At 70.8% G+C, this 21348-nt stretch carries 19 protein-coding genes; 12 read left to right on the top strand and 7 right to left on the bottom strand.

The features are described from left to right. Positions 1–70 precede the first annotated feature (70 nt). Positions 71–1600 (bottom strand): aldehyde dehydrogenase (NADP(+)), encoded by a 1530-nt coding sequence (locus tag ABZX40_RS13825; RefSeq protein ID WP_355735083.1) that lies wholly within the window; start codon positions 1598–1600, stop codon positions 71–73. A 228-nt stretch (positions 1601–1828) separates the two neighbouring features. Here ABZX40_RS13825 and ABZX40_RS13820 point away from each other — a divergent pair, with 228 nt between their 5' ends. The 3 genes from ABZX40_RS13820 to ABZX40_RS13810 all read left to right on the top strand — a co-directional run bounded on the left by ABZX40_RS13820 (position 1829) and on the right by ABZX40_RS13810 (position 4835). Then, positions 1829–2602: an IclR family transcriptional regulator gene (locus ABZX40_RS13820; RefSeq protein WP_355735080.1), complete on the top strand. Its 774-nt coding sequence runs from the start codon at positions 1829–1831 to the stop codon at positions 2600–2602. Between the two features lie 3 nt (positions 2603–2605). Continuing rightward, positions 2606–3190, top strand: a complete 585-nt coding sequence (locus ABZX40_RS13815; protein ID WP_355735077.1) for a GNAT family N-acetyltransferase — start codon at positions 2606–2608, stop codon at positions 3188–3190. Between the two features lie 193 nt (positions 3191–3383). Next, complete coding sequence (locus ABZX40_RS13810; RefSeq protein ID WP_355735074.1) at positions 3384–4835, top strand: penicillin-binding transpeptidase domain-containing protein; 1452 nt, start codon at positions 3384–3386, stop codon at positions 4833–4835. 230 nt (positions 4836–5065) lie between these two features. Here ABZX40_RS13810 and ABZX40_RS13805 read toward each other — a convergent pair whose 3' ends face one another. Continuing rightward, on the bottom strand, positions 5066–6523 hold the full coding sequence (locus ABZX40_RS13805) for an NCS2 family permease (RefSeq protein WP_355735071.1): 1458 nt from the start codon (positions 6521–6523) through the stop codon (positions 5066–5068). A 181-nt stretch (positions 6524–6704) separates the two neighbouring features. Beyond that, positions 6705–7292 (bottom strand): TIGR03086 family metal-binding protein, encoded by a 588-nt coding sequence (locus tag ABZX40_RS13800; protein ID WP_355735068.1) that lies wholly within the window; start codon positions 7290–7292, stop codon positions 6705–6707. Positions 7293–7615: 323 nt separating this feature from the next. Here ABZX40_RS13800 and ABZX40_RS13795 point away from each other — a divergent pair, with 323 nt between their 5' ends. Beyond that, complete coding sequence (locus ABZX40_RS13795) at positions 7616–8851, top strand: MFS transporter (RefSeq protein ID WP_355735065.1); 1236 nt, start codon at positions 7616–7618, stop codon at positions 8849–8851. Here ABZX40_RS13795 and ABZX40_RS13790 read toward each other — a convergent pair. Together ABZX40_RS13790 and ABZX40_RS13785 are read right to left on the bottom strand one after the other, a co-directional pair. Then, positions 8788–9951, bottom strand: coding sequence for a hypothetical protein (locus ABZX40_RS13790; RefSeq protein WP_355735331.1), 1164 nt, complete (start codon positions 9949–9951; stop codon positions 8788–8790). The genes ABZX40_RS13795 and ABZX40_RS13790 overlap by 64 nt on opposite strands. A gap of 38 nt (positions 9952–9989) precedes the next feature. Then, positions 9990–10931, bottom strand: coding sequence for a 5-dehydro-4-deoxyglucarate dehydratase (locus ABZX40_RS13785; RefSeq protein WP_355735062.1), 942 nt, complete (start codon positions 10929–10931; stop codon positions 9990–9992). Between the two features lie 274 nt (positions 10932–11205). Between ABZX40_RS13785 and ABZX40_RS13780 the strand changes: the two genes are divergently transcribed. The 8 genes from ABZX40_RS13780 (at position 11206) to ABZX40_RS13745 (ending at position 20236) form a co-directional block, all read left to right on the top strand. Next, positions 11206–12075, top strand: a complete 870-nt coding sequence (locus ABZX40_RS13780) for an NAD(P)-dependent oxidoreductase (RefSeq protein WP_355735059.1) — start codon at positions 11206–11208, stop codon at positions 12073–12075. A gap of 622 nt (positions 12076–12697) precedes the next feature. Then, the gene (locus tag ABZX40_RS13775; protein WP_355735057.1) at positions 12698–13468 is read left to right on the top strand and encodes a DeoR/GlpR family DNA-binding transcription regulator; all 771 of its coding nucleotides are present in this window, start codon (positions 12698–12700) and stop codon (positions 13466–13468) included. Between the two features lie 156 nt (positions 13469–13624). Next, positions 13625–14995 (top strand): sugar ABC transporter substrate-binding protein, encoded by a 1371-nt coding sequence (locus tag ABZX40_RS13770; RefSeq protein ID WP_355735054.1) that lies wholly within the window; start codon positions 13625–13627, stop codon positions 14993–14995. Beyond that, positions 14992–15933: a sugar ABC transporter permease gene (locus ABZX40_RS13765; RefSeq protein WP_355735051.1), complete on the top strand. Its 942-nt coding sequence runs from the start codon at positions 14992–14994 to the stop codon at positions 15931–15933. The genes ABZX40_RS13770 and ABZX40_RS13765 overlap by 4 nt, the downstream gene beginning before the upstream one ends. Beyond that, a complete protein-coding gene (locus ABZX40_RS13760) occupies positions 15930–16775 on the top strand; it encodes a carbohydrate ABC transporter permease (protein ID WP_355735048.1) in 846 nt (281 codons plus the stop codon). Before ABZX40_RS13765 ends, ABZX40_RS13760 begins: the two co-directional genes overlap by 4 nt. Continuing rightward, positions 16772–17761: a zinc-dependent alcohol dehydrogenase family protein gene (locus tag ABZX40_RS13755; RefSeq protein ID WP_355735045.1), complete on the top strand. Its 990-nt coding sequence runs from the start codon at positions 16772–16774 to the stop codon at positions 17759–17761. The genes ABZX40_RS13760 and ABZX40_RS13755 overlap by 4 nt, the downstream gene beginning before the upstream one ends. Positions 17762–18037: 276 nt before the next feature. Beyond that, the gene (locus ABZX40_RS13750; RefSeq protein ID WP_355735329.1) at positions 18038–19276 is read left to right on the top strand and encodes a TerD family protein; all 1239 of its coding nucleotides are present in this window, start codon (positions 18038–18040) and stop codon (positions 19274–19276) included. Between the two features lie 726 nt (positions 19277–20002). Next, entirely contained in the window at positions 20003–20236 is a 234-nt protein-coding gene (locus ABZX40_RS13745; protein ID WP_355735042.1) for a helix-turn-helix transcriptional regulator, read from the top strand. A gap of 288 nt (positions 20237–20524) precedes the next feature. Here ABZX40_RS13745 and ABZX40_RS13740 read toward each other — a convergent pair whose 3' ends face one another. Continuing rightward, positions 20525–20860: a hypothetical protein gene (locus ABZX40_RS13740; protein WP_355735039.1), complete on the bottom strand. Its 336-nt coding sequence runs from the start codon at positions 20858–20860 to the stop codon at positions 20525–20527. Continuing rightward, positions 20857–21168 (bottom strand): hypothetical protein, encoded by a 312-nt coding sequence (locus ABZX40_RS13735; RefSeq protein WP_355735036.1) that lies wholly within the window; start codon positions 21166–21168, stop codon positions 20857–20859. Before ABZX40_RS13735 ends, ABZX40_RS13740 begins: the two co-directional genes overlap by 4 nt. Positions 21169–21348 lie beyond the last annotated feature (180 nt).

Below are 21348 nucleotides of genomic sequence, written 5' to 3'. Positions count from 1 at the left end.
GGGTCGGCGTCCCCGGTACAGGCAGGGCGGCGTCCCCGGTACGACGGGTCGGCGTCCCCGTCCGCCGTGCTCAGCGCTCCAGGACGCCGTTGAAGCGGCGCGGCAGCCCGAGGGGGTTGTCGTCGCGCAGCTCGGCGGGGAGCAGGGCCTCGGGGGCGTTCTGATAGGCGACCGGGCGCAGCCACCGCTCGATCGCCGTGCCGCCGACGGAGGTGGAGGTGGAGGTGGTCGCCGGGTACGGCCCGCCGTGGTGCTGCGCGGGCGCCACCGCGACGCCGGTCGGCCAGCCGTTGACGAGCACCCGCCCGGCGAGCGGGGTCAGCTCGGCCAGGATCGACGCGCCGAGCCCTTCCCCGGCGGCCTCGCCCGCGGAGAGCTGGACGGTCGCGGTGAGGTTGCCGGGCAGCCGGGAGAGTACGGCGCTGACCTCGGTGTCGTCGGTGTAGCGCGCGACGACGGTGACGGGCCCGAAGCACTCCTCCAGGAGCAGATCGTGCTCGCCGCCCGTGGCCAGCCGGGCCGCCGGGACGGTGAGGAACCCGGCGCCGACCGTGTGCTCGCCGCCCGCGCCGGGTGTCACCGGTGATTCCACATCGGGCAGCTTGGCGCGCTCGGTCACCCCGGCGACGAAGTTGTCCCGCATCCGGTGGTCGAGGAGCACCCCGGCCTCCACCTTGCTGACCGCGTCCATGAGCGAACCGATCAAACGATCACCGGACGCGCCCTGCGGAGCGAGCACCAGGCCCGGCTTCACACAGAACTGGCCGACGCCCATGGTCATCGATCCGGCGAGTCCCGCACCGATCTCCTCGGCCCGCTCGGCGGCTGCGGCCTCGGTGACCACGACCGGGTTGAGCGATCCTAGCTCGCCGTGGAAGGGGATCGGCACCGGCCGCGCGGCGGCGGCGTCGAACAGGGCGCGTCCCCCGCGTACGGAGCCGGTGAAGCCCGCCGCCGTGATCGAAGGGTGTGTGATCAGTTCGATCCCGGCGTCGAACCCGTGCACCAGTCCGAGCACGCCCCCTGGGATGCCGTGTTCGGCGGCGGCCGTGCGCAGCACCTTGGCGACGAGTTCGGACAGGGCCGGGTGATCGGGGTGGGCCTTGACGACGACCGGGCAGCCGGCCGCGAGGGCGCTGGCGGTGTCGCCGCCGGGGACGGAGAAGGCGAAGGGGAAGTTGGAGGCGGCGTAGACGGCGACGACGCCGAGGGGCACCTTGTGGCGGCGCAGATCGGGCACGGGCGGCGTGGCGGTCGCGTCGGGGTGGTTGATCACGACGTCCAGGAAGGCGCCCTCGTCGACGATGCCGGCGAAGGCGCGCAACTGGTAGCTGGTCCGAGCGAGTTCGCCGGTGAGGCGGACGGGGCCGAGCGCGGTCTCGGCGTCGGCGGCCTCCACCAGGGCCTCCCGGGCGGCCTCCAGGCGGTCGGCTGCGGTGCGCAGGAAGGCGGCGCGCACCGGGCGGTCGGCGAGCGCGCCACGGGCCTCGTGGGCGGCCCGGACGGCGGTGTCCACCTCCGCGGGCGTCGCCTCCACGGCGACCTGTTCCCGCTGCTTCCCGGTACGGGGGTCGACACTCCAGACTGGTGCTGCTGCCACCGCTGATCCCTTCAGATGTACGTGCCGCTCGGATGCAAGTGCCGCTGCGAGTGCCGCGTGTCGTGGCACATGGTGTGCCACATCTGGTGCCGGATGGCAAAAATGCCGCACTATGTACGGCATCTCTCCGCATCACCCGGACCCTGTTCGATATACTGAACGTTGTCTCTGATGATGAACTTCACCCGCTCGGAGACTATTTCCCGGCGAACGAAGGGGTCAAGGGCGATGTCGGCAGGCGATACGGGCGGCGGGGCACAGGTCAAGTCCGCGGTGCGGACGGTGGAACTGCTGGAGTACTTCGCCGGGCGCCCCGGCATGCACTCCCTCGCGGCGGTCCAGGAGGCCGTCGGCTACCCCAAGTCCAGCCTCTACATGCTGCTGCGGACCCTGGTCGAGCTGGGCTGGGTGGAGACCGACGCCACCGGCACCCGGTACGGCATCGGGGTGCGCGCGCTGCTGGTCGGCACGTCGTACATCGACGGCGACGAGGTGGTCGCGGTCGCCCGCCCGACCCTCGACCGGCTCTCCGACGACACCACGGAGACCATCCACCTGGCCCGGCTGGACGGCACCAATGTGGTCTATCTGGCCACCCGCCAGTCGCAGCACTATCTGCGGCCCTTCACCCGGGTCGGCCGTCGGTTGCCCGCCCATTCCACCTCCCTGGGCAAGGCGCTGCTGAGCACGTACACCGACGAACAGGTGCGCAAGCTGCTGCCCGACACGCTCCCCGCGCTGACCGAGAACACCATCACGGACCGCGAGAAGCTCATCGAGGAGCTGCACCAGGTCCGTGAACAGGGCTACGCGGTCGACCGCGAGGAGAACACCCTGGGCCTGCGCTGCTTCGGCGTGGCGATCCCGTACCGCACCCCCGCGCGGGACGCGATCAGCTGCTCCATCCCGGTGGCGCGGCTCACCCCGGCCCATGAACAGATGGTCAAGGACGCGCTGTTCGACGCGCGCGACCGGCTGACCCTCGCGACCCGGAGGCTCTGACCCATGGACCGTACGGAACGGGCGGAACCGGCGCACGGGAGTGGGTCGGCCGGGGGCGGGGAGCGGGCGGACCGGGCCCGGGAGGCGCACTGGCTGCGCCCCGCACCGGCCGCCGAGGTGGCCCTGCGGCCCGTGCACGACAGCGATCTGCCGGTGTTCTTCCGGCTGACGAACGATCCCGAGTCGCTGCGCATGGCCGCCTTCACCGCCGACGACCCGGCCGACCGGGACGCCTTCGAGGCCCATTGGCGGCGCATCCGCGCGGCTCGGGACATCGTGAACCGCACGGTCCTGGTGGACGGTGACGTGGTGGGCAGCGCCGCGGTGTACGGCGATCCCGGGGATCGCGAGGTGACGTACTGGATCGATCGCGCGTACTGGGGCCAGGGCATCGCCACGGCAGCGCTGCGGCTGCTGCTGGCCGAGGTGCCGGAGCGCCCGCTGTACGCCCGTGCGGCGGCGGACAACGCGGGGTCGTTGCGGGTGCTGGGCAAGTGCGGTTTCCGGGTCACCGGGCGGGAGCGCGGGTTCGCGCGGGCGCGGGGCGAGGAGATCGACGAGGTGGTGCTGACGCTGGACGCGCCTTGATCGGATGCACGGCGCTTGATCGAATACACGGGTCTTGAACACGTGCGCAGAACTAGGACTCGATCAGCTGCCCGCGACCTGATCAGATGCGCAGATCCCGACCAAAGGCGCGAGCCCTGATCGGATGAGCGTTCCATGAGAAAGACGCACGGAAGGAACGTTCTGATCGGCTCCGCTCGTCTGATGGAGCGGGATGAACAAGACGATCAGGCGAGCCTCCGTCTTCTCGCTGCTGCTGGTGCTCGCCCTGTTGATCAGGGCGACCTGGGTGCAGTTCTACGACGGACAGGCCCTCGCGGACGACACCGACAACCGGCGGAACGCGATCGAGCTGTACAGCGCGCCGCTCGGCAACATCATCGTGGCCGGCGAGGCGATCACCGGCTCCGCCAGAACCACCGGCGGCGATCTCGCGTACAAACGCACCTACGAGGACGGCGCCCTGTACTCGGCGGTCACCGGCTACAGCTCCCAGGTCTACGGTGCCACCCAGCTGGAGGGCATCTACCAGGACGTCCTGGACGGCACCGACACACGGCTGAAGACCGTGATGGACACGGTCACCAACACGCGAGCCGACCCGGGTGACGTGGTCACCACGATCGACCCGGACGTGCAGCGGGCCGCGTACGAGGCGCTGGGCGACAAGAAGGGCGCCGCCGTCGTGATCGACCCGGTCAGCGGGCGGATCCTCGCGGTGGTCTCCACACCGTCGTACGACCCCGACGAGATCACCACGGACAACCCGGATGTCTGGGAGCAGCTCACCGAGGCCGAGGACAAGCCGATGACCAACCGCGCGCTGCGCCAGCCGCTGCCGCCCGGTTCCACGTTCAAGCTGGTGGTCGCGGCGGCGGCGCTGGAGGACGGGCTGTACGCGTCGGTCGACGAGCGCACCGACAGCCCCGACCCCTATGACCTGCCGCTCTCCAGCGACGAGCTCACCAACCAGAACCCGTCGGCGCCGTGCGAGAACGCGACGATCCGGGTGGCGCTCCAGTACTCCTGCAACAACGTCTTCGGCAAGATGGCCGTCGACCTGGGCCAGGACAAGGTGCGGGACATGGCGGAGAGGTTCGGGTTCAACGACACGGAGCAGGACGTGCCGGTGCGGGCGTACGAGAGCGTGTACCCCGAGGACATGGACGAGCCGCAGACCGCGCTGAGCGGGATCGGCCAGTTCGATGTGACGGCCACGCCGCTCCAGGTGGCCATGGTGTCGGCGGCCATCGCCAACGGTGGTGAGCTGGTCTCGCCGCACATGGTGTCCCGGATCACCGACAGCGACGGCGACACGCTGGAGAACTACGACGACAGCACCACCACGGAGCGGATCGTCAGTTCCTCCACCGCGGAGCAGTTGGAGTCGGCCATGCGGACCGTGGTCGAGGACGGCACCGGTTCGAACGCGCAGATCCCCGGCGCGACGGTCGGCGGCAAGACCGGTACGGCCCAGCACGGCGAGAACAACAGCCAGACGCCCTACGCCTGGTTCACGTCGTACGCCAAGTCCGACACCAACGGCAAGGAGGTGGCGGTCGCGGTGGTGGTCGAGCAGTCGGACGCGGCACGCTCCGAGGTGAGCGGCAACGGGCTGGCCGCGCCGGTCGCCAAGGCCGCGATGGAGGCCGCGCTCGCGGACTGAGGGCGGGCGGACGGACCGAGGGCGCACGGACCGGGGCTCCGGGCCGAGAGACGGAGACCAGGAGTAGACCCAGCACCCGGGAGGGGCCTCATGGGAGGCCCCTCCCGGCGGTCTTTCCGGCGTGTCGGCCGGGGCCCGGCATGCGGCCGGGGCCGGTCGACCGGTCGGGGTCCGGCGTGTCGGCCGAGCCCGGTCGGCCGGTCGGCAAGCGTTGGCCGCGGTCGGCCGGATCAGCGCACGCCCAGGAGCTGTTCCAAGGGATCGATCGCGAAGTACACCAGGAACAGCACGGACGTGCCCCACAGCAGCCAGTGCACCTCCCTGGCCCTGCCGAGCACGGTCTTGATGGTGACGTAGGCCAGGAAGCCCGCGCCGATGCCGTTGGTGATGGAGTAGGTGAACGGCATGACCGCGATGGTCAGGAACGCGGGGACGGCCAGTTCGTACCGCTCCCAGTCGATGTGTTTGACCTGGGTCATCATCAGGAATCCGACGGCGACCAGGGCGGGGGCGGCGGCCTGGAGCGGGACGATGGTGAGCAGCGGGGTGAGGAACAGCGCGAGCGCGAACAGACCGCCGGTGATCAGATTGGCGAAGCCGGTGCGCGCGCCCTCCCCGACGCCGGCCGCCGATTCGATGTAGGAGGTGGCGGAGGACGCCGAGGAGGCGCCGCCCGCCACAGCCGCCGCGCCGTCGATGAGCAGGACCTTGCCGAGGCCGGGGACCTTGCCGTCCTCGTCCAGCAGGCCCGCCTCCGAGCTGATCCCGACGACCGTGCCCATGGTGTCGAAGAAGTCGGAGAGCACCAGGGTGAACACGAGCAGCACGACCGTGATCACTCCGACCTCGGGGGCGCCGAACGCGCCGAAGAGACTGAACTCGCCGATCAGTCCGAAGTCGGGCGTGTCGACGATCCGGTCGGGCCAGGCGGGGGTGGTCAGACCCCAGGTGCGGACATCGGCGACGGAGTTGATCACCAGTGCGACGATCGTCATGACGACGATGCTGATCAGAATCGCTCCTTTGATCTTTCGAGCGATCAGCGCGAACGTGAGCAGCACTCCGGCGCAGAAGACCAGGATCGGCCAGCCGGAGAGCTGGCCACCCCCGCCGAGTTGCACCGGCACGGTGGTGTTCGCGGCGTCCGGGATCCGGCTGACGAACCCGGCGTCGACCAGGCCGATGAACGCGATGAACAGCCCGATGCCCACGCTGATCGCCTGCTTCAGCGGCTGCGGGATCGCGTGCATCACCGCCTCGCGCAGCCCGGTGACGACCAGCACGCAGATGAGCAGTCCCTCCAGGACGATCAGGCCCATGGCGTCGTCCCAGCTCATCAGCGGGGCGATCTGGAAGGTGACGACCGCGTTCAGGCCGAGCCCGGCGGCGAGCGCCAGCGGCAGATTGCCGCCGACGCCCATGATGACCGTCATGACCGCGGCGACCAGCGCGGTGGCGGTGGTGAGCTGGACGGGGTCGAGCCGGTCGCCGTACGCGTCCTCGGCGCCGCCCAGGATGATCGGGTTCAGCACGAGAATGTAGGCCATGGTGAAGAACGTGGCGAAACCGCCGCGTATCTCACGTCCGAAGGTCGATCCCCGCGCGGATATGCGGAAGTACCGGTCGACCCCGTTACGGGGCGCGGGGGTGGGGCGGGGCCGGTCGGCCACTTTCTGGGAACCGGACAAGGCGCGAACTCCTCGATGCCAGCGGATCGTTCGGATCGGTGCGCCGACGCCCTGCGGGATCACTGCGGTGCGGTGCAATGCGGAGCGGTGCGGAGCGCGGCTGCTGGCTGGATTGTTCCCTTGTTGTGGCCACTTCAGGTTTTCCGCGTGTTACGGGTGCCGGATTCGGTCTCGCCGGGCGTCACGGCTTCCAGTACGGGTCCCTGCCGCTGAGGCCGATCGCACGGTCCAGGAGCGGGGCGTCGTCGGGCACCGGGACGACCGGGCCGAAGAGGCCGTTGCCGCGGTCGGGGTCCTCGGCGGCGGCGAGCAGGAAGGTGTACGCGGCGCTCAGGGCGGCCGGATCGGGCTCATAGGGCTGCCCGGTGGCGCGGGCCAGGTCCCAGGCGTGGACGACCAGTTCGTCGGCCGCGACGGCGCCGGCGATCTCGCCGGGCAGATCGACGCCGCCCGCGCGCGTCATGCCGGTCCAGGCGGCGGGATCGCGCCAGGCGTCGGCGAGTTCGGCGAGGGAGACGAGGAGTTCCTCGCGCCAGCCGGGGGTGATGTCCGGCTCCTGGTCGCCGGGGCTGGTGTCGGTGGTGTCGCCCAGCCGCTTGTGCCCGGCGTCCCGGAAGGCGACGGACAGCCCGGCCAGATGCCCGAGGAGATGGCGTACGGCCATGCCGGGACAGGGGGTGGCGTCGGCGAGCTGGTCGTCGCGGACACCGGCCACCAGCTGTGCCACGATCCGGGACTGCGGGCCGAAGTCGAACGCGGGGTCGGTCATGACATTGCCTCCTGGGCGGACGGGGCGGTGCGGTTGCTGTGATCGCGGTTGCTGTCGTTGCGGTGCAGTGAGTGGCAGTAGCTCTGATCGCGGTTCCGGTGATCGCGGTGTGCTTTTGATCAGTGATCACGGCGCCTGTGATGTGGACCGCCCCGGGCGCCGAAACTCATCGCCCGCGCGCGGGGCCCGTTTCCGCGACAGACCCCGCCCGTCCCCACCCCCAGCACCTCACGCCCCACCCCCCGTCCGGCGCCCGCCTCACCACCCCCCTAGGGCATGTGCCCGATCCGTCCGTGCCCGTCTTAGCCCCACGATGACCAGGCATGACGAGGACATGGACAGATGCGTGGACGGGCGCCCGGGTGCTCGGGGACCGCACCGCGCGCCGGTATCTGGGCGCGGTGCTGGTGAACGGTTTCGGCACGAACGCGCTGTGGCTGGCGGCCGGGGTCTGGGTGAAGGAGCTGACCGGTTCGGACGGACTGGCGGCACTGTGCATGCTGGCGATGTGGGCGCCGACCGTCGCCGGTCCGCTGCTGGGCCCGCTCGCCGACCGGGTGCGCCGCAAGCCCCTGCTCGTGGGGCTGAACCTGGGCATGGCCGTCCTGCTGCCGGTTCTGGTGACCGTGGACTCCGCGGCCGGGGTGTGGCTGATCCTCACGGTGCTGCTCGCCTACGGCACCACGGCGGTCCTCAGCGACGCGGCCGAGGCGGCGCTCATGCCCTCCGTGATCCCGGGGGACCTGCTCGGCGACTTCAACGGGCTGCGGATGACCGCCACCGAGGGCATGAAGCTGGCGGCGCCGCTCGCGGGCGCGGGCCTGTACGCCGCGTACGGCGGCGCCGCCGTGGCCGTGCTGGACGCGGTGACCTGTCTCCTGGCGGCGGCCCTGATCGCCTCCGTGCGGGTGCGGGAGAAGGCCCCTGAGCGGCCCGCCGAGGGCTGGTGGGCGCGGACGGCCGCGGGCGGCCGGGAACTGTGGGTGCGTCCGGCGCTGCGCCCCCTGGTGCTGGCCGCGGGCGCGGCGATGCTGTGCGCGGGGGTGAACGGGGCGCTGGTGTACGCGGTCGTAGAGGGCCTGGGCCGCTCCCCCGCCTACGCGGGGCTGCTGGCGGCGGTGCAGGGCGTGGGGTCGGTGCTGGCCGGGGTGGCGGCGGGACCGGCTCTGCGGCGGCTGGGCGAGCGGCGGTTCGCGGTGGCGGGCATCGCGCTGACGGGGGCGGCGGTGCTGCTGCGGGCGGTGCCGTGGGAGGCGGCGGCGCTGGTGTCGGGGGTGGCGATCGGGGCGGGGCTGCCCTGTGTGCTGATCGCCGCGCTCACCGCGGTGCAGCGGAGCGTGCCGGACGCCGTGCTGGGCCGTACGGCGGCCACCGCGAGCACCGTGATGTTCACTCCGAACGTGATCGGTCTGGTCGTGGGCGCCGCCCTGGTCGGCGCGGTGCCGTACGGGCCGCTGCTGCTGGCCGTGGGGCCCGTGCTGCTGCTGACGGCCCTTCAGCTGGAGCGGAGCGCCGCGCGGACGGCCGCCAGGTCGCCGTCGGACGCCAGTCCCGCGTGATAGAGGCGCAGTTCGGTCGCGCCCAGCACCCGCGCGCGGGCGGCGTCCACGGTGAGGGTGGCGGGGCTGCCGCCCAGGCCGGAGACCACGGTGAGGTTGGCGGCGAGCACCTGCCCCGCGCGCGCGTGCCGGGCGAACGGGGCCAGTGCCCCGGCGCCGCCCGTGCAGGGCACGACGACGCCGTCGGCGACGGTGAGGATGTGCGCGGGGTCGACTCCCGCGTTGGCGCCGCAGTGGTAGGAGACCGGGTCGGCGTGCAGCAGGACGCGGAAGCCGTCGGGAGCCGCCGCGCGGACGGCCGCGACCGCCGCCTCCTGAAGGCTCCGGGCGGTGCGGTCGCGCCAGGCGCGGGTGGCGTCGGCCCGCTCCTCGCCGAGCAGCTTCCCGACCCCGGCCCAGGCTCCGTCGGAGGGGGCGCCGCGCCAGACCGGCTCCAGGGCGCCGCGTACGGCGTCCGCCAGCCGGTCGGGATCGAGGCCCTGTCCGTCGTAGCCCGTGCGGCAGTCGGCGCAGAAGCACAGCGACATCAGGTACTGCCCGGCGTCGCCGAGACCGACCCCGGCGATCTTGTCGTGGGCGTGCAGATGGGCGAGGCCGTACCAGCCGAGGGACTCCAGTTCGGTGCCGGTCGCGCCGGGGCGTACGGCCGCCTCGGCGGCGAGTGCGACGAGGTACGCGCGCGTGGCGGGCTGTGCGATGCAGGGCGCCCAGGGGTAGCGGTCGCCGTAGGCGTTCACCACGCTGGTGTGCGGATGGTCGGCGCCCAGGCGGGAGTTGTGCGCGAGGACCACCCAGGAGCGCACGTCCAGACCGGCCGCCGTGAGTGCCGCCGCGGCCTCGCCGAAGGCGTCGCCGGGGGCCCAGTCGCCGGCCGGGAGGGGGCGCAGGGCGCGGCCCGTCCAGTGGTCGCCGGGCGGGTAGAGCACGGCGGCGTGGGCGGCGGTGACGACGCGGTGGCGGGGGTGGCGGGGGGTCAGGGCGCGGGTGGAGTGGTAGGCGGCGGCGAGGGTGGCCCCGCCCACGCCGAGGGCGGCCACCGCGTCGGCGGCGTGCGGGTCGCCGTTGATGTCCCAGGGGTAGAGGAACGCGGACGCCGTCAGGGGCCCGGTCCGCGCCGGGTGCGGGGCGTGCGGGGCGGTCACGCGGTCTCCGCCAGGAGGCCGTGCCCGCGCTCGATGAGCCGGGCGAGCTGTTTGACGTGGTCCTCGGCGGGTTCGTGCAGCGGCGGACGCACCTCGCCGACGTCCAGGCCGCGCAGCCGGACGCCCGCCTTGACCAGGGAGACGGCGTAACCGCGGCCCTGGGCACGGAGTTCCACGAACGGCTTGTAGAAGCCGTCCAGGAGGCGGTGGGCCGTGTCACGGTCGCCGGTGGCGGCGGCCCGGAAGAAGGCGAGCGCGATCTCGGGGGCGAAGCAGAAGACGGCGGACGAGTAGAGGTCGATGCCGATGCCGCCGTAGGCGAGCTGGGTCTGTTCGGCGGTGGGCAGTCCGTTGAAGTACAGGAAGCCGCCGGGGCCGTCGAGGCGTACGGCGCTGACGATGCGCTGCATCAGGTCGAGGTCGCCGAGGCCGTCCTTGAAGCCGATGATCCCCTCGGTGCGGGCGAGCGCGACGACCGTCTCGGGGGTGAACACGGCGTTGTCGCGCTGGTAGACGATCACGGGCAGGGCGGTGGCGGCGGCGATCTCCCGGTAGTGGCGCAGCAGCCCGTCCGGTCCGGCGACGACGAGGTAGGGCGGCATGGCGAGCAGTCCGTCCGCGCCGGCCGCGGCGGCGAGCCGGGCGTAGCGCACGGCGAGGGCGGTGCCGTAGCCGGCGCCCGCGACGACCGGGACCCGCCCGGCGGTCGCCTCCACGGCCGCGCGGACGCAGCTCTCGAACTCCTCCGGGGTGAGCGCGTGGAACTCGCCGGTGCCGCAGCAGGCGAAGACGGCGGCGGCCCCGGCCTCGACACCGCGCCGCACATGCGCGCGGTAGATGTCGAGGTCGACCTGTCCGTCCGGTCCGTAGGCCGTGACGGGGAAGAACAGCGGCCCGCTGGGGGCACTGAGGCGGTCGGCGAGGGGCGCTGTCGTCACGGGCTCTCCCTGGTCCATATTCATGATCTGCGTCCATGCTTCTGAACAAGCTCACGCTAAGGCGGCACCAGGGGGGCGGTCAAGCGCGTCAACCCCCGACACACCAGCGGATTCCCCCGCCGGACCGGGCACTTGACGGGGACAGGCACCGCTCCTTAACGTGTCCACGCATGTGAATGACGTCTACGCATACGGCCCTCTTGACCGTGTCGCCGGTCGCCGGTCGCCGGTCAGGGACGGGGCCGCCGCCACCGGACAGCCGAGGAGACCGAGGATGCCCGCGCCCCGCACCGCGCCCCCCACCGCTCCCCACACCGCGCCCCACCCCGCGCCCCGCAGCACGCCCCGCACCGTTCTGCTCACCGGCGCCGCCGGCGGCCTCGGCACCCTCATGCGCGACCTGCTCCCCCGCCACGGCTACGCGCTGCGCCTGTTCGACGCCCGGCCCGTGGCGGGCGCCCCGGAGGCGATCATCGCCGACCTCAACGACACGGCGGCCCTGCGCGAGGCCGTGGACGGCGTCGACGCGATCCTGCATCTGGCCGGGATCTCCCTGGAGGCCCCGTTCGAGAAGATCCTGAGGTCGAACATCGAGGGCACGTACCGCCTCTACGAGGCCGCGCACGAGGCGGGCGTCGCACGGATCGTGTTCGCCTCCTCCAACCACGCGGTCGGCTACACCCCCCGCCCCCAGGGCACCGGGCCGCTGATCCCGGTCGGCACCCCGCGCCGCCCCGACACCCTCTACGGCCTGTCCAAGGCGTTCGGCGAGGATCTCGCGCAGTTCTACTGGGACAAGTACGGCATGGAGACCGTCTCCGTGCGGATCGGCTCCTGCTTCGCCGAACCGACCACTGTGCGGATGCTCTCGGTCTGGATGAGCCCGGCCGACGGCGCCCGTCTCTTCCACGCCGCCCTGAGCGCCCGCGAGGTCGGCCACACGATCGTCTACGGCTCCTCCGCGAACACCCGGCTGTGGTGGGACCTCACCTCCGCGCGGGCCCTGGGCTACGAACCGCAGGACGACTCCGAACCCTTCGCCGCGAAACTGATCGCCGCGCAGGGCGAACTGGACCCGGACAACGAGGCCCACGCCTACCTGGGCGGCCAGTTCGTGACGGACCCCCCGATCTGGCCGTACTGACCACCCCACCCGGACCGCCCCTGCCTCCGGCCCCACCCCGACACCTCACCCCACCCGGACCACCGCCGAGCGCCCCCCGGCCACCGGCCCCCGCGCGCACCCGCCCCGCCCCGCCCCTGCCCGAACGGCCACAACCCCCCTGTTCGTACGGACACACCCGCCCCGCCCGGACACCGGCCGCCGGTCCGCCCTGACCGGAGGTCAACGCCGAACGGGCGGCGAACGGGCCCGCCCGGCGCCCGATTCGGGCACGCATGCCGCCCGATCCCACACCCGGACCCGCAATCACGCTGGTCCGCGACGGGCACCCGCGGCTGCGATCGGGCGGATACGGGCAGTATCGGGCCCGCAACAGACCTGGTGAGTGCCGGACGCCCGCTGTAGAACATCCCCCAAGGGTTCCACCAGGCCCGAACGGGCAGCATGCTCGATCAGCCGATTCGATCAGCGGGTTCAGTCAGCGGGTTCAACCGACTGGTCCGATCAGCTGGTCCGGTCATCATGTCCGTTCAGCCGGTTCGATCAGCCGATTCGATCATCGAGTCCGATCGGCCGGATCGATCGGAAATATTCGATCGGGAACATTCGATCAGGGACATTCGATCAAAGGCAGGTGTCGGCGATGACGGCGAGGACCGCGGAGGAGCGCCAGCGCGAGATCGTGCTGGCGGCGCGCCGCGCGGGCTCGGTCGACGTCAACGCGCTGGCCGATGAACTGGGCGTGGCCAAGGAGACCGTACGGCGGGATCTGCGCGCCCTGGAGGACCACGGTCTGGTCCGCCGTACCCATGGCGGCGCCTATCCCGTGGAGAGCGCCGGTTTCGAGACGACCCTCGCCTTCCGGGCCACCAGCCATGTGCCCGAGAAGCGCAGGATCGCCACCGCGGCGGCCGAACTGCTCGGGGACGCGGAGACCGTCTTCGTCGACGAGGGCTTCACCCCGCAGCTGATCGCGGAGGCGCTGCCCAGGGACCGGCCGCTGACCGTGGTCACCGCCTCCCTGCCGGTCGCGGGCGCGCTCGCCGAGGCGGAGGGCTTCTCCGTGCTGCTGCTCGGCGGCCGGGTGCGCTCCGGGACGCTGGCGACCGTGGACCACTGGACGACGAAGATGCTCGCCGGGTTCGTCCTCGACCTCGCCTTCATCGGCGCCAACGGCATCTCCCGCGAGCATGGACTGACCACCCCGGATCCGGCCGTCAGCGAGGTCAAGGCGCAGGCGGTACGGGCGGCGCGGCGGACGGTCTTCGCGGGGGTGCACACCAAGTTCGGCGCGGTCAGCTTCTGCCGGTTCGCGGAGATCGGCTCCCTGGAGGCGATCGTGACCAGCACGCTGCTGCCGACGACGGAGGCCCATCGCTACTCACTGCTGGGACCGCAGGTCATCCGGGTCTGAGCGGCCCACCGCGGCACAGAATCCCCCTTCCGTCTTTCAGCCCCAGCCCCAGCTCCCCCCTTCCCCTTCCCCTTCCCCCTTCCACCCCACCTCCCCCAAGGGTCGCCCCCATCCCTCACAGCGCCCCTTATGCCCCTATATCTTCAGGAGCGAACCATGCGAACCCAGAGCCGACGGAGGCCGCGAGGCATGCTCGCCACGGCCGCCGCAGGGACGCTGCTCGCCCCGCTGCTCTCCGGCTGCTGGGTCGGCGCGGGCGGGTCCGGATCCGGCGGCGACGCCATCAATGTCCTGATGGTGAACAACCCTCAGATGGTCGAGTTGCAGAAGCTCACCGCCGAGCACTTCACCGCGGAGACCGGCATCAAGGTGAACTTCACCGTGCTGCCGGAGAACGACGTCCGCGACAAGATCAGCCAGGACTTCGCCAACCAGGCCGGCCAGTACGACGTCGCCACCCTCTCCAACTACGAGATCCCGATCTACGCCCGCAACGGCTGGCTCCGGGAGATGGACTCCTATGTCGCCGACGACCCGGGCTACGACGAGGAGGACGTCCTCACCCCCATGCGCCAGTCGCTGACCGGCGACGACGGCAAGCTCTACGGCCAGCCCTTCTACGGCGAGTCGTCCTTCCTGATGTACCGGAAGGACCTCTTCGAGCAAGAGGGCCTGACCATGCCCCCGAACCCCACCTGGACCCAGGTCGCCGACCTCGCCGCGCAGCTCGACGGCGCCGAGGAGGGCATGAAGGGCATCTGTCTGCGCGGTCTGCCCGGCTGGGGCGAGGTGATGGCCCCGCTCACCACGATCGTGAACACCTTCGGCGGCACCTGGTTCGACGAGAACTGGAACGCGCGGCTGGACTCCCCCGAGTGGGCGGAGGCGACGAAGTTCTATGTCGACCTGGTGCGCGAGCACGGCGAGTCCGGCGCCGCCCAGTCCGGCTTCGCCGAGTGCCTGAACAACATGACCCAGGGCAAGGTCGCCATGTGGTACGACGCGACCTCCGCGGCCGGGTCCCTGGAGGCCGACGACTCGCCGGTCAAGGGCGATGTGGGCTACGCGCCCGCGCCGGTCGAGGAGACCGAGTCCTCCGGCTGGCTCTACACCTGGGCCTGGGGCATCCAGGACAGCTCCCGCAACCCCGACAAGGCATGGCAGTTCGTGTCCTGGGCGTCCGGCAAGGAGTACGAACAGCTCGTCGGTGATCAGGTCGGCTGGTCGAACGTTCCCGCCGGGAAACGAGCATCGACGTACGAGAACCCCGACTATCGCGCGGAAGCGGCTGCTTTCCAGGAAATGACCAGGGAAGCGATCGAAGGAGCACGACCGGACGATCCCGGGGTGCAGCCCCGCCCGGCACCCGGCATCCAGTTCGTCGGCATCCCCGAGTTCACCGATCTCGGCACCAAGGTCTCCCAGGAGATCAGCGCGGCCATCGCCGGACGCCAGTCCGTCGAGGAGGCCCTCGACCGGTCCCAGCAACTCGCCGAAGAGATCGCAGAGGAGTACGAGGGACGATGAGCGCCACCACCACGGCCCCCGTGGCCACTCGATCTGTTCGTACGAACAATCCACAGCCGTCGAACCGGATGAGGGCATGGGCGACCCGCGCGCCGCTGCTGCCGGCCCTGGTCTTCATGATCGTGGTCACCCAGCTGCCGTTCGTGGCCACGCTGGTGATCTCCTTCTTCGACTGGAACTCGCTCTATCCGGACGCCCGCAGCTTCGCCGGGTTCGGCAACTACTCCGAGGTGCTCACCGACGCGGATCTGCGCGGCTCGGTGTGGACGACGATCCTGCTGACGGTGGCGGTGGTGCTGGCCAGCCTGGTCCTCGGGCTGCTGCTGGCGCTGCTGCTGGACCGGAAGTTCAAGGGCCGGGGCGTGGTCCGCACTCTGCTGATCGCCCCGTTCCTGGTGGTGCCGGTGGCGGCGGCGCTGCTGTGGAAGCACGTCCTCTACAACCCCGAGTACGGCCTGCTGAACGGTCTGCTGAGCTATGTCGGCGGGCCCCAGCCGGACTGGATCTCCAACACGCCGCTGCTGGCCGTGGAGATGGCCCTGGTGTGGCAGTGGACGCCGTTCATGATGCTGATCCTGCTGGCCGGGCTCCAGAGCCGCGACCAGCAGCAGATCGAGGCCGCGAAGGTGGACGGGGCCAGCGACTGGCAGATCTTCCGCCATCTGACGCTGCCGCATCTGCGGCGCTATCTCGAACTGGGTGCGCTGCTCGGTTCGATCTACATCGTGCAGAACTTCGACGCGGTGTTCACGATCACCTCGGGCGGCCTCGGCACCGCCAACCTGCCGTACACCGTCTACCAGAGCTTCTACCAGGCCCATGAGAACGGGCTCGCCTCGGCCGCCGGTGTGCTGGTGGTCATCGGTTCCATCATCATCGCGACCTTCGCCCTGCGCGTGGTGTCGTCCCTGTTCCGCGAGGAGGTGGGCCGCGCATGAGCACCGTCGCCGTACGCGTCCGCAAGCGCAAGGGGTTCGGTCTGGGCCTGGTGGCCTGGCTGGCCGGGATCGTCTTCTTCCTGCCGATCGCCTGGATGACGCTGACGTCCTTCCACTCGGAGCAGGACGCGGCGACCAATCCGCCGTCCTTCCTGGCCGCGCTCACCCTGGACGGCTACCGGGAGTTCTTCGGCGCGGGCGGCGGGGCGAGCCCCTGGCCGTCGCTGATCAACTCGACCGTGGCCTCGGTGGCGTCGACGCTGCTCGTGCTGCTGCTGGCGCTGCCGGCCGCGTACGCGCTGTCGATCCGGCCGGTGAAGAAGTGGACGGATGTCCTGTTCTTCTTCCTGTCGACCAAGATGCTGCCGGTGGTGGCGGGGCTGCTGCCGATCTACCTCTTCGCCAGGAACGTGAGCATGCTGGACAACATCTGGCTGCTGGTCATCCTCTACACCTCGATGAATCTGCCGATCGCGGTGTGGATGATGCAGTCGTTCCTGTCCGAGGTGCCGGTCGCGATCATCGAGGCCGCGCGGGTCGACGGGGCGAACCTCCCGACGATCCTCGCGCGGGTGGTGGCGCCGATCGCGCTGCCCGGGATCGCCGCGACCGCCCTGATCTGTTTCATCTTCAGCTGGAACGAGCTGCTGTTCGCACGGGTGCTCACCGGGGTGGTCGCGGAGACCGCGCCCGTCTTCCTGACCAGCTTCATCACCAGTCAGGGCCTGTTCCTGGCGAAGGTGTGCGCCGCGTCGCTCGTGATCTCCCTGCCGGTGCTCGCCGCGGGGTTCGCCGCCCAGGACAAGCTGGTCCAGGGCCTGTCGTTGGGAGCCGTGAAATGAAGGCCGCCGTCATCGAGTCCGTGGGCCGGGCCGTCGTCGCCGAGGTCCCGGATCCGACGCCGGGACCGCGCGAGGTGGTCGTGGAGGTCGCCGCGTGCGGACTGTGCGGCACCGATCTGCACATCCTCCAGGGCGAGTTCGCGCCGAAGCTGCCGATCGTGCCGGGCCATGAGTTCGCGGGCGAGGTGGTCGCCGTCGGCACCCAGGTCACCGAGGTCGCACCGGGTGATCAGGTCGCGGTCGACCCCTCCCTCTACTGCCACGAGTGCCGCTACTGCCGCAACGGTCACAACAACCTGTGCGAACGCTGGGCGGCGATCGGGGTGACGACGGCGGGCGGCGCCGCCCAGTACGCGCTCGCCCCGGTCGCGAACTGTGTGAAGCTCCCCGAGCACATCCGCACCGCCGACGCCGCCCTGGTGGAGCCGCTGTCCTGCGCGGTGCGCGGTTACGACGTGCTCCAGTCCCGGCTGGGTGCTCATGTGCTCATCTACGGGTCCGGAACCATGGGCCTGATGATGCTCGAACTCGCCAAACGAACAGGAGCGGCGAGCGTGGACGTGGTCGATCTCAACCCGGAGCGGCTGGAGACGGCCCGCCGGCTCGGTGTCTCCGGGGCGGCGGCCGGCCCGGACGAACTGGACCGGCCGCAGGGCTGGGACCTGGTCGTGGACGCCACCGGCAACGCGGCGGCCATCCAGGACGGCCTGGACCGGGTCGCCAAGGCCGGGACGTTTCTGCAGTTCGGCGTCGCCGACTACGCGACCCGGGTCACCATCGACCCGTACCGGATCTACAACCAGGAGATCACCATCACCGGCTCGATGGCCGTGCTGCACAGTTTCGAGCGGGCGGCGGAACTGTTCGCCAACGGTGTGCTCGATCCGGAAGTGTTCATCAGTGATCGTCTGCCCCTGGAGCAGTACCCGCAGGCGCTCGAACAGTTCGCGGCGGGGATCGGCCGGAAGATCGTGGTCGTTCCGTAGACCGGTGGGTGGTCGATCCCCTGATCGACCACCCACCGGCAACCGAGGAACAACGAACGACAACCGCCTGATGCCCACCGCCCCAGAACCGGGCCTCCCCAGAACCGGGCCTCCTCCCCCGGACCGGGCCTCCCCCCGGACCGGGCTGCCGCGCCCGCCCTCCTCCCTGCCTCCCCGGTAGCGAGCGCGGCAGCCCGAACCACGGCATGTGACCCGATCGGCCGCCTGGTAAGGGAACGGTAAAACGTACTCGCTCGTTCATCGGGCATGACAGCTATGACCCCCGGCTCGAACATCCCTCTCGCCGCCCCACGTGTGACGGTGGACGTCTCCGCCCCGGTGCGGCTCGACGTATCGGGCCTGCTGCTCACCGCCGACGGCAAGGTGCGCTCCGACGACGACTTCATCTTCTACAACCAGCCCCATGGGCCGGGTGTGACCTATCGCTCGGGCGGCGGTACGGCCCCCGACGCGATCATCGTGGACACGGCGGCCGTCCCGCCGGGCATCGAGAAGATCGTGGTCACCGCGAGCCCGGACGCCGCCGGGCAGACCTTCCAGGGCATCGAGCCCACGGCCACGATCCGCAACGCGGACGACAGCGCGGTGCTGGCCACCTTCACGCCGCCGCAGCTCGGCGCGGAGACGGCGCTGGTGATCGTGGAGGTCTACCGGCGCAACGGCGTCTGGAAGGCCCGCGCGGTCGGCCAGGGGTACGCCAACGGCCTGGCCGGGATCGCCACGGACTTCGGTGTCACGGTCGAGGAGCCCGCCGCGCCCGCGGCGCCGCCCCAGCAGCAGACGGCTCCGCCGCCGGCCCAGGCCCCGGTCACGCCGACGGTCCCGTCCCTGCCGGTGGATCCGCGGCTGGCCGCGCCGCCGGCCCCCGCGGCCCCGCCCGCCCCGCCCGCGCCTCCGGCCGCCGCGCCGGGCAGCGGGAAGATCAACCTGGACAAGGGCCGGGTCAGTCTCCAGAAGAATCAGACGGTGTCGCTGGTCAAGGGCGGTCGCCCGCTGCTGTCCCAGGTCAAGATGGGCCTCGGCTGGGAGCCGGCCTACCGGGGCAAGGACATCGACCTGGACGCCTCGGTCATCGCGTTCGGCCCGCAGCGCAATCACCTCGACAGCTGCTACTTCGGCAAGCTCCAGATCCTGGGGGGCTCCGTCCGGCACTCCGGGGACAACCTCACGGGTGAGGGCGGTGGCGACGACGAGGTGATCACCGTCGACCTCGGCCGGCTCCCCCAGGAGGTGTCGGGCCTGGTCTTCACGGTCAACTCGTTCTCCGGCCAGAAGTTCACCGAGGTCGCGAAGGCGTACTGCCGGCTGATCGACGCGGGCACCGGCGAGGAACTGGTCCGCTTCGACCTCACCAGCGCGGAGCCGCAGACCGGGGTGATGATGGCGAAGTTGATCAAGCAGTACTCCGGGGAGTGGGAGATGACCGCGGTGGGCGAGTTCGTGAAGGGGCGCACGGTCCGGCAGATGGTGAAGCCGGCGGGCGCAGCGCTGTAAGGATTTGTGCAGGTCGGAAGCCCTTGAAGGATGCCCGTGTGACCCATCCATTGGCCGCTCGGCGTGGCTCTTGGGGTCGTCTCGGGCTCACCTGCCGCAACATGCAGCCATCCGCCTCGTCTAGCGACAAGTGGAGATAACTGGGGATTACTAGAGATGACTCAGGGGCATTCGGGCGGTCTATTTCCCATCTATCTCCCAGTACGAGCACAAGGGAAGGCCCCCGCAGACTCTCTCTGCGGGGGCCTTCCTGATCTGAGACCGGGCCAGGGCGGGAGATCCACCTGGGGGTGGGGCCTTCCCCCGCTCTGGCATACGGTCTAACGATCCCACTTGACGCGTGGCACGCACAGTTTCTCCGCAAATGTCGAAGAAGCTGTGTACGTGATCACGCAACAGAGGGGACCCTAAGACCGTCCGCCTGCCCCGCAGGGGGGTACACGCCGCAAGCGGCGAAGCCTGCGTGAGCAGGGGACGGCCTGTCCGGCACGGGCGCAATTGCAGTGCGTCCGTGCCGGGCTTAAGTGGTGGAGGGTCCTCCCATTCCACCCATGCCCGGGGGTTAATGCAAGAGGCATGTGCCGCAAATTAATCACACCCCGTGCGCTTTCGTAACGCTCTGTTGAGTTTTGGCCGGTGGATGTATGCATCGTCCCACCACCCAAGAGCCTCAGATTTACCACAGACGGTAAAGACTTTCGGTCAAGATCGTTCGACGTTGGTCGGGTGCCACTCGACCCCATGCCCGACTGGGTGCACCCCCGCCGCCGGGCCATCGGGGCACGCATCCGCGAAACCCGCCGCGCCCACGGTCTCTCCCAAATCCAGCTCGGCGAGCGCATCGGCCGCGACCACAAAACCGTCCACCGCTGGGAGACCGCGGCCACAGCACCCGATCTGGTCGACCTGCTTCTCGTCGCCGATGCCCTGGACGTGCCGCTCGCCGTCCTCGTGCGCTGACGGCCGGCCGCCGTCCCGGTGTCCTGCCATGCCCAGCACACCGGGACGGCTCAGCACGCCCCACCCACCCCGAGTGCGACCCGCAGGGTAGGGCTGGTCACCTCCCGCCCCCGCCGACCCAGGGGGCGGGAGGTGGTCATTGGCGGATCTCGGGGTATGTCCGCGTGTGGGTGCTAGGGCACGGCGGCTTGTGGAGGTAGATGGTGCAGCCGCCTCGGGTCTCGCCGGGGTTGTCGAGCTGGTCGTAGTCCTCGCCGGGCCGGATCGGTTCACCGCATCGCTGGCAGGTCATCGGCGTCCCTCGCGCATCAGTCGCCGTAGGGTGACGCCGATCTCGCAGCCGTTGGCGTTGTCGACGCACTGCTCGCAGAGGGGGGCGTGGTCCAGCAGTGCGCGGTAGGCGTGGGTTTTGGTGTGGGGGTGGCAGGCGCGGGGGAACCAGTGGCGCCCGTCATCTGCCTGCTGCTCGCCGAGGTTGATGGCCGTCTTCGCGTTGAGCGGGGCCTCGCTCCGGCCCCAGACGCAGACGGCGCCTCGCTCCTGGTCCGGCGTGAGTGCGGCCAGTACGGGGAGCGCGAGCAGCGCCAGCGCCTCGGCCGGGATGTCGTGGACCGTTGCGCTCATGTCGACTCCTCCGCCCTGCCGCTGGTCGTACAGTCCTCAAGGGCTGCCCGGAGTGCGTTCGGCTCGGTCAGCCAGCCGTCGTCACCCGGGCACATCCGCCAGTGCGGGCCCGGCCCCTCCGTACGACGGTGCGGCGGGATCGTCACGCTCGACCCGAGGCTCAGGACGCGGGTGCTCTCCATCTCCCAGGCTTGCGCAGACTCGGTCGGCACGAAGAAGTAGAGGACCGCACTGCGGGGGTCTTCCACCACGGCTCCGCAGCGGGCGCCGAGGACCGCCATGGCGCCTGCGCCTAGGTTGCGCGGCACGCGGATGGCATCCCAGTCGCGTCCGGCTTCGAATAGTGCGCATGTTGCGATGGTGGGTAAGGGCGTCGGCATGGTGGGCTCCTGGCACCGTGGGGTTCGGGTGCGATCAACATTGGCCCTCCAGCAACAGGAATCCGAGGACTCTGACAGGTCTTTTCGGTGCCCAAAAGAGGACTTCCA

It is taken from the genome of Streptomyces sp. NPDC004610 (assembly GCF_040609715.1).
GTDB lineage: Bacteria > Actinomycetota > Actinomycetes > Streptomycetales > Streptomycetaceae > Streptomyces.
This window is presented reverse-complemented; position numbering and strand designations above follow the sequence as displayed.